Consider the following 8,865-nt stretch of genomic DNA (forward strand, 5'->3'; position numbering starts at 1 on the left):
CAACCTGACCTGTATTTCAGGCATGGTAGTCACTGTCGAGAAAGAAAAAAGCGCGATCAAGTTCTCGCGCTTACGAATAATTGTATGTAAAAAAGAGGGGGTCAAATTGATTACATTATAGCCGATCAATATTACAGTATTATTACATTAATATTTAGTTTTTGTCATAATGTCTGTTTTTTCTCGATGAAAGCCCTTCGGGGAATCAGATTCTCCGCTGGTATTCCTGGAGACTGAGGACATCCATCCCTTTTTTACGAAGCATTTTGATGCCTTCCAGGGCGGCTCCGGCCGCACGCATGGTGGTGATGATGGAGACGCCGCGGGCAAGAGCTTTCTGGCGCATGCGGGCTTCATCGGTCTGTGAACCTGTACCCGAGGGGGTGTTGATGATCAACCCCACTTCACCACGCTCGATGTACTGGAGGATATTGGGCTCTCCTTCCTGCAGCCGTTTTACTTCCTCAACCTCGATCTCCCCGGTGCGCAGAGCGGCTGCTGTTCCGGCAGTGGCGATGATACCAAAGCCCAATTTTGAAAATTCCCGTGATAGTGCTATAGCCTCACCTTTGTCACGGTTGGCCACGGTAACAAAGATTTTTCCCTCCAGAGGCAGTGGAGTGCCGGCAGCCAGCTGACTCTTGGCAAAGGCCAGCCCGAAGTCAGGGTCGATACCCATCACCTCTCCCGTGGAACGCATCTCCGGCCCCAGAATTATATCCACCTCGGGGAAGCGCGAAAATGGAAGCACCGCCTCCTTCACTGCAAAGTGTCTGGGTTTGATTTCCGCTGTCAACCCCAATTCTTCAAGTTTTCTGCCCGCCATAACCTTTGCGGCGACCTGTGCCAGGGGGATCCCCGTGGCTTTGCCCACAAAGGGGACGGTGCGGGAGGCGCGGGGGTTGGCCTCGATAAGGTAAATTCTATCGCCTCTTATCGCATACTGGATGTTGCACAGGCCGATGACATTCAAGCTTTGCGCCAGCAGGAGCGTCTGGTGGCGGATCTCCTGCAGCTGTTCTTTGCGCAGGCTGAAGGTGGGGATCACGCAGGAACTATCCCCGGAATGGATCCCGGCATACTCGACGTGTTCCATTATCCCTCCGATAAACGTGTCGCTACCATCGCTGACAGCGTCCACATCGATTTCCACGGCACCCTCGAGAAATTTGTCCAGCAGGAGGGGGTTCTGTGCAGACAGAACTTCCGTATCCTGCAGGTACGAGACCAGGGTATCGCGGTTGTAGACAACCTGCATCGATCTTCCCCCCAGAACATACGAGGGGCGAACCAGAACAGGAAAACCCAGTTTTTCGGCTTCCTCCAATGCTTCATCGGGGGTGGTTGCCGTGCCGTAAGGGGGTTCCACCAGCCCCAATTTTTCAACTACAGCGGCAAATTCCCGCCGGTTTTCGGCACGATCGATATCGATCGGGGAGGTGCCCCATATCTTCACTCCCCGTTCCATCAGCGGGAGGGCCAGTTTCAGGGGAGTCTGGCCTCCGAATTGCAGGATCACCCCCTCGGGCTGTTCAATTTCGTAGATATCTAGAACGTCTTCCAGGGTCAACGGTTCAAAGTATAGCCGATCGGAGATATCGTAGTCGGTACTCACTGTTTCCGGGTTGCAGTTGACCATGATCACCTCGTAACCCTCCTCGCGGAGGGCGAAGGCAGCCTGAACGCAGCAGTAATCAAATTCAACGCCCTGTCCGATGCGATTGGGCCCGCTGCCAAGGATCATGACTTTGCGGGCGCGTGGAGGGGGCGTCTCGCCATGCCGTTCATACGTGGAGTAAAAATAAGGGGTGTGGGCTTCGAATTCACCTGCACAGGTGTCCACGCTGCGGAAGGAAGGTTTGATTCCCTCCTCGAGGCATCTTCTCCTTATTGTTTCCTCATCCGTTTTGACCAGGGCGGCGATGCGCTGATCGGAGAAGCCGTTTTCCTTGGCTTCCAGTATCAGCGGTGAGGTCAGGCCACGGAGCCCGGCGCGGGCAAGAACTTTTTCCTGCTCGACCAGTTCCTCGATCTGATCGAGAAACCAGCGGTCAATCCTGGTCAGATCGGCGATCAGTTTGCCCGGGAACCCCCTGCGGTATGCTTCGGCGATATAAAAAAGGCGTTCCGGTTGCGGTGTGGTCAGAAATCGTTTGACCGTCCTGTCGTTGGCAGAGGAGTTGTCTTTCAGATCGAAACCGTAATAATCCTGTTCCAGCGAACGGATGGTTTTCTGCAGTGCCTCCTTGAAAGTGCGCCCGATGCCCATTACTTCTCCCACCGACTTCATCTGGGTGGTAAGGGTCCGGTCGGATTCCGGAAATTTTTCAAAATCCCAGCGGGGGATTTTGACCGCACAGTAGTCCAAAGATGGCTCGAAGGAGGCCGGCGTCTGCCGGGTGATGTCGTTGGGAAGTTCATCAAGGGTGTAGCCGACCGCCAGTTTTGCAGTGATCTTGGCGATGGGAAAACCCGTGGCTTTCGATGCCAGTGCCGAGGAGCGGGACAGGCGCGGGTTCATCTCGATTACCACCATGCGTTCTCCTTCCGGGTCCAGAGCAAACTGAATGTTGCAACCTCCGGTATCGACACCCAGCTTTTTCAAGGCGGCTACAGAGGCTTCTTTGAGCAAGCGATACTGCTTACCGGTCAATGTCTGCACCGGGGCGACGGTGATGCTTTCCCCCGTATGGACCCCCATGGCGTCGATGTTCTCTATGGAACAGACCACGATGGAGTTGTCATTGCGGTCGCGGACAATTTCCATCTCGATTTCTTTCCAGCCGATGATCCCTTCCTCCACCAGAACCTGTGACACCGGGCTGATATAGAGGCCATATGACACCTTCTCGCGCAGTTCTTCAAGATTGTGGGCAATTCCCCCACCCGTTCCGCCCAGGGTGAAGGAGGGGCGTATGACCAGCGGGTACCCCGCTTTTTCAGCAAATATTTCCGCTTCCGCGATACTGTTGACATGGGCGCTGGTGATCGTGTCCAGGCCTGCCTCGGTCATGGCCGATTTGAAAAGCTCCCGGTCTTCGGCCAATTTTATGGTCTCTATGCTGATCCCGATCAGTTCCACATCGTGTTTCTGCAGAATGCCCCGGTCATGCAGTTCCACGGCAAGGTTGAGGGCGGTCTGCCCCCCCAGGGAAGGCAGCAGAGCATCCGGTTTCTCCCGGGCGATTATCCTGGCAGCCACTTCAGCGGTCAGGGGCTCGATATAGGTGTGGTCGGCCATATCGGGATCGGTCATGATCGTGGCCGGGTTGCTGTTGATCAACACCACCTCGAACCCCTCTTCATGCAAAGCGCGGCAGGCCTGGGTTCCCGAGTAGTCGAATTCGCAGGCCTGGCCTATGACGATCGGCCCCGAGCCGATCAGAAGAATTTTCCGCAGATCCTCACGCTTGGGCATCTGTACACATCTCCACAAATTTATCATAAAAACTTTCATGATCATCCGCTTTTTGGTATCCCCGGGGATGATACTGAACCGAAAAAAAACGATATTTCCTGTTTTCAATCCCTTCCAGGGTCCGGTCATTCAAATTGATGTGTGTCATGACCGTTCCCTCCGGCAAGGGCGAGTCGGATGAAAGGTTGTAACCGTGATTCTGGGCGGTAATCAGCACGCGCCCGGTGGAGAGTTCTCTGACCGGGTGGTTCAGACCCCGGTGGCCGAAGGGAAGTCTGAAAGTATCGATACCGATGGCCAGTCCCATGATCTGATGTCCCAGGCCGATGCCGGCCAGGGGACGCCACCCCAGTAACGAGCCGATGTTGCCGGTAATTTTTTTCCAGGACATGGGGTCTCCGGGGCCGTTGGACAGAAGCAGCCCATCGGGGTTCAACGTCCTCATTGTTTCCACATCCGTATCAGCGGGGACAACTGTTATCATGCACCCTCGCTCTGCAAGGGCGGTCAGAATACTGCGTTTTGCCCCCAGGTCCATCACGGCCACATGGCATCTGTATTCCTTTCCGTGATGATGATCAATATCTTCATTGTCCGGGCTGTGTTGTTCATTGTTCCAGCGATAGGGGCCGGCGGCGGCTATATTCTTCTGGCCCGGGAAGAATGCTGTGGCCGGAAGATGGGCAAGCCGTTCCATCAACCTTTTTGCATCGGTGGTAAGGGTGGAAACGATGGCTTTCATGGGGCCGTTACGCCGGAGGTGGAGCATCAGGGAACGGGTATCGATTTTCTCCAAGCCGATCACCCCGTGCGAGGCAAGAAATGCGCCCAGGCTCTGCCCCGACCTGATATGCCGGGGGCGTCTGCAATAGCTCTTGCTCAGGACAGCTTTGACCTGGGGTGTTTCCGATTCGTTATCATCGGGGTGGCAGCCGTAATTGCCCAGATGGGGTGCTGTGAACGACAGAATCTGTCCGTGATAGGTGGGGTCGGTGATTATTTCCTGGTAGCCGATCATAGCCGTGTTGCAGACGACTTCACCGCAAACCTCGCCACTTCCGGCAAAAACTTCTCCCAAAAGATGAAATCCGTCTTCGAGAACCAAGATCGCATTCAATATACTGTAAATTTCTCCCGTGATTTTAAGCAGGTTTGTCGATCCATAGATCATTATAGCGGAAGATCTTCCGAAAAACAAAGAACACATTCCACCTCTCATCCGGAGAAAATCAATGAGTTTGACAGATTCAACACGGCCAACTGACTTTATTGAGGTTTTCCTGCTCTCTCCCGGACTGCCACGGAAACGAACTGAACAGTAAAGGCCTCTGCCCCTGGCCGGATGGCAGGCCGGGCCGCCGATACAGTATCCCGGAGGTGCTCTTGTGAAAAAATAATGGGAGAGGCAGCAAATTGCGGGGGGTTCCGATCAGCTCCGTTTTCCTATTTTTACTTTGAAGATGGGGCTGTATATAATATAATTGAACAACCCGTCCAGTACGGTATTTTCAATGATGAAGGGAGTACCTCGATGAAGATTGCACTGGCCCAGATGAATCCGACGGTCGGGGATCTGACGGGCAACGTTTTGAAGATAACGAAGATGATCGCGGAGGCCCGCAATGGCGGCGCAGATCTCGTCATCTTTCCCGAGATGGCCGTGGTCGGCTACCCCCCCCATGACCTCATTCTCTACCGTCAATTCGTCTCCCGGGCCGGGGAAATGATCAGAAACGCGATTTTACCGCATGCTGACGGGATTGACCTGCTGCTCGGCACCCCCTGGGGTGATCCTGGCGGGGCCGGCCTTTTCAACAGTGCGCTTCTCCTGCGGGAGGGCCGTATCGCCACCGTTCATCATCAGAGCGCCCAGGCCGACGATAACGTTTTCGCTGCGGAACATTGCATGGCCCGGGCGGATACTCTCTGTCTTGCCGAATTTCAGGGTCGAAAGATGGCCGTAGCCGTGGGCGGGGATGTCGGCCGTGTCTGGCGGCCGGGCGTGGCTGAACAACATATCACAGGGAGCCATATGGCAAAGGTCCTTGAACAGGGAGCCGACTTGCTAGTAAATATCGCTTCTTCTCCCTACTTTCCGGGGGTTTCCGCTTCCCGGGATGGACTGATTTCCGCTCTGGCACGGAAGTACAATACGGGTGTTATCTGGGTCAATCAAGTTGGAGGCAACGATGAACTTGTCTTTGATGGCCGTAGCATGGCCTGTACACCCGGGGGGAAGATTGTTTTCCGGGCGCCCCCTTTCGAGGAAGGAGTTTTTATCTTCGATTGCAGCACCACGACGGATGGCCCGGGGGTACCCGGATCACCGGAGGATATTGGCGAAATCTATGCCGCCCTCGGACTGGGGCTGGGGGACTATCTGGCCAAGGGCGGTTTTGAAAAGGTGGTGTTGGGGCTCAGCGGGGGGATAGACTCGGCCGTGGTCGCTGCACTGGCGGCGGATACCCTGGGGCCGGAGAAAGTCCTTGGTGTAATGATGCCTTCCCGCTATTCCTCGGAACACAGCATCGAGGATTCGGAGACACTCGGCCGCAATCTTGGTATCCAGACCCGTCTCATATCTATAGAAAGCGTGTTCAGCATTCTGCTCGAACTTCTGGGTGGGGATGATCTTCTGATGGATCTGGCCGAGGAGAATCTCCAGGCGCGGATCAGGGGTATCATTCTCATGTTTATTTCCAACCGCGAAAGGTACTTCGTGTTGCCAACCGGTAACAAATCCGAGATTTCCGTCGGCTACAGCACTCTGTACGGGGATATGTGCGGGGGGCTTCTGACGCTGGCCGATCTTTCCAAGGGTATGGTTTACCGTCTTGCGGGGTACATCAACCAACAGGCCGGAAGGGAGGTTATCCCCCGTTCCATCATCATGAAACCACCCTCCGCGGAGCTCCGGCCCGGCCAGAAGGACCGGGACTCCCTCCCTCCCTATGATGTTCTGGATGAACTGGTTCATCGTTACGTGGAGAAAAACAGTTCACCCCGGGAAATCATCGCCGCCGGGTATGATCCGGCAACGGTCCGGGAAGTGGCCGGAAAGATCGATGGCGCGGAATTCAAGCGATTTCAATCCCCTCCGTGCCTGCGCGTGATCAATCCCGGTTCCTGCCGCCGCATGCCCCTGGTCGGGAAGGGACAGTGGTTCTGATGGACATACTCTTTTGTTTCTGCCGTTTCTGCGATTTGTGCGTCCGGAAACCGCTTGGTACGGTGGGGCATACCGGCTTGCCGGTGAAAAATGGGGGAAGGAATCAACGGTAATGTCAAGATCGTCTACAATTCACGATGTGCTTGTTGTCGGTGCCGGGCATGCGGGTTGCGAGGCGGCCCTTGCTGCGGCAAAATTGGGTTGCAGCACCATGTTGATCAACCCCAATCTTGATCATTGTGCCCTGATGGCCTGCAATCCCTCCCTGGGAGGCCCGGGCAAGGCACATCTGATCAAGGAGATAGATGCACTCGGCGGCATCATGGGTCAAAATGCTGATCTCCATGTCCTGCAGATGCGTAAACTCAATACCAGCAAAGGCCCGGCTGTGCAGGCCTTGAGAGCCCAGGTGGACAAGAGCGCCTACCAGAGGGGGATGAAATCTATCCTTGAAAGCCAGCCCGGCTTGTTGCTCCGTGAAGGAACCGTCGAGGAGATCGTTGTGGAAGAAGGAACGGTCCGCGGAGTGCGTACCCGAGGGGGGAGTTTTTATGCCGGGAAGACTGTTGTTCTCTCCACGGGTGTTTACCTGCGTGCGGAGATCTTCGTGGGACACGATCATTTTCCGGCGGGTCCCGGCAATCAGATCCCTTCCATCGGCCTTGCCGACAATCTTCTTTCGCTGGGGTTCCATGTACATCGTTTCCATACCAGCACACCACCGCGGGTTTACCGCGACAGCATAGATCTCGAGCGGCTGGTGCCGATAGAGGGGGAACAGGGTGTCGGTAGTTTCTCCTATGTTACCCCGCCGCAGGAATTTGAAGCGGTCCCCTGTTACCTGGCTTACACGGGAGAGGAGACCCATCGCCTTATCCTGGATAATATCAATTATGCCCTCATCTACTCGGGCCTGGCCGATAGCAAGGGGCCCCGTTACTGTCCTTCAATCGAAGACAAACTGGTACGTTTCCCCGAACGTTCACGCCATCCAATCTTTGTTGAGCCCGAAAGTTTGGAATCTGCCGAGATGTACCTCCAGGGGGTTTCCACCGGTCTGCCCGAGGAACTTCAACATGCTTTTCTGAGAACGATCCCGGGGATGGAAGAGGTGATCATTACCCGTCCGGCATATGCCATCGGCTACGATTATCTGCCTCCGTCGCAGTTGAAGTTGTCGCTGGAGACGAAGCTGGTCGAGGGTCTCTTTCTGGCCGGCCAGATAAACGGTACCACCGGATACGAGGAGGCCGCTGCCCAGGGCCTTGTTGCCGGGATAAATGCTGCTTTGAAGTCGCGAAAAGAACCGGCATTCATCCTTCCGCGAACCGAAGCCTATATCGGTGTGCTCATCGATGACCTCATCAACAAGGATATTACCGAGCCCTACCGTATGTTTACCTCACGATGTGAGTACCGGCTGTTACTTCGCCATGACAATGCCGATCTGCGCTTGACCGAAAAAGGATATCGGCTGGGGCTGATCGGTGCGGAGCGCTACAGGATGTTCCGGGAGAAGAAACGTCTTCTCGGGGAGGAGAGGAAGAAACTGGAGGGCCTGCGCCTGACCCCCTCCGACGGGGTCAATGAAAAATTGATCTCCATCGGTTCCTCGCCCCTCTCCCAACCGCAGACACTGGCGGAGATCCTCAAACGCCCGGAAGTTGGATTTGACGATTTGACCGGACTGGCTGCTGGCCTGAAAGCGGATTTTGCAGAGGATCCGGAGATTGTCAGCGAGGTGGAGACATCGATCAAATACGAGGGTTACCTGATAAAACAGAGGAATTCGATCAAAGAGATGTTTAAAATGGAGAAACGGCGTATCCCCGAAGATTTTCCCTATGAACAGTTGACAAATATATCTGCCGAGGCGAGGCAGAAACTGGCGGATATCAGACCCCTGACCCTGGGCCAGGCCTCAAGGATTGATGGAGTTACCCCGGCGGACATATCATTTCTGGCCCTGTGGCTTGCCGATCGCCGGGCCGGCAGGCAGAAGAAGGGCAAGGTGGAAAAAGAAGAAAAGGAATAGAGGCATCGCAAAAATGGGTGCTGTTCATGTGTTGCCCGCTTGCAAGAAGATTCGGGAAACCATACCGGGCTTTACCCGATCTCTGTCCCTGCGGGTAGAACGCCGGGGTCCGGAACGGGTTGGTGTAAATTTACTTTAGGACTTTGGAGGAAATCTTTTATAAAAAGCGGAAGAGGAACCTCGTAGTATCAGCTTTACCAAATATTCCCCGAAGGGAGAGGTTCCTCTGATGGATATAATTCA

The 8,865-nt window shown here is 54.9% G+C and carries 4 protein-coding genes; 2 read left to right on the forward strand and 2 right to left on the reverse strand.

Translation table 11 applies throughout. The features are described from left to right. Nucleotides 1-205 precede the first annotated feature (205 nt). Nucleotides 206-3,418 carry a carbamoyl-phosphate synthase large subunit gene (gene carB / locus GX364_02580; protein ID NLI69737.1) on the reverse strand — a complete coding sequence of 1,071 codons (3,213 nt, stop codon included), beginning with the start codon at nucleotides 3,416-3,418 and terminating at the stop codon, nucleotides 206-208. Beyond that, nucleotides 3,405-4,535, reverse strand: a complete 1,131-nt coding sequence (gene carA, locus GX364_02585; GenBank protein NLI69738.1) for a glutamine-hydrolyzing carbamoyl-phosphate synthase small subunit — start codon at nucleotides 4,533-4,535, stop codon at nucleotides 3,405-3,407. Before carA ends, carB begins: the two co-directional genes overlap by 14 nt. Nucleotides 4,536-4,949: 414 nt before the next feature. Between carA and GX364_02590 the strand changes: the two genes are divergently transcribed. After that, a complete protein-coding gene (locus GX364_02590) occupies nucleotides 4,950-6,587 on the forward strand; it encodes an NAD+ synthase (GenBank protein ID NLI69739.1) in 1,638 nt (545 codons plus the stop codon). Between the two features lie 112 nt (nucleotides 6,588-6,699). Next, on the forward strand, nucleotides 6,700-8,622 hold the full coding sequence (gene mnmG, locus GX364_02595) for a tRNA uridine-5-carboxymethylaminomethyl(34) synthesis enzyme MnmG (GenBank protein ID NLI69740.1): 1,923 nt from the start codon (nucleotides 6,700-6,702) through the stop codon (nucleotides 8,620-8,622). The last annotated feature ends 243 nt before the right edge of the window (nucleotides 8,623-8,865 follow it).

The sequence above is a fragment of the Bacillota bacterium genome, from assembly GCA_012518215.1.
In the GTDB taxonomy this organism is placed as follows: domain Bacteria; phylum Bacillota; class Dethiobacteria; order DTU022; family PWGO01; genus JAAYSV01.

Coding starts and splice junctions, on each gene's coding strand:
- carB (NLI69737.1), bottom strand. CDS start 3,418: ATGCCCAAGCGTGAGGATCTGCGGAAAATTCTTCTGATCGGCTCGGGG.
- GX364_02590 (NLI69739.1), top strand. CDS start 4,950: ATGAAGATTGCACTGGCCCAGATGAATCCGACGGTCGGGGATCTGACG.
- mnmG (NLI69740.1), top strand. CDS start 6,700: ATGTCAAGATCGTCTACAATTCACGATGTGCTTGTTGTCGGTGCCGGG.